General features: G+C 39.5%; 1 protein-coding gene. It reads right to left on the bottom strand.

All coding sequences use genetic code 11. The features are described from left to right. A partial coding sequence (locus tag ACX6XY_RS30245) for a helicase-related protein (RefSeq protein ID WP_460337863.1) occupies positions 1 to 231 on the bottom strand: 231 nt, incomplete at its 3' end. Positions 232 to 276: the final 45 nt, after the last annotated feature.

Raw genomic sequence — 276 nt, 5'->3', positions numbered from 1 at the left:
CACCGCTACTTGCACATCTGTAAAAGTAACGCCTCTCTCTAAAATTGTAGTTGTTAATAACAGTTTGATTTTCCCTTTTCGTAGCCATTCCACTTTCTCTTTGCGCAATTCATCGGCTGAATGGACTGTCACTGGGCGGATATAACCCTTATTTTCAAGTGCCTTTGCAAATTTATTCATAGCATCAATTTCTGGAAAGAAAATTAAAGCCGGCTGATCTTTCTTCTCCACACCATTCATCCACTGAATAAGCTTGGGAGATATTTTCCCTTTAGC

The sequence above is a fragment of the Streptomyces sp. O3 genome (genome assembly GCF_054788135.1).
The sequence above is the reverse complement of the archived record's forward strand: the minus strand, read 5'-3'. Positions and strand labels throughout refer to the sequence as shown.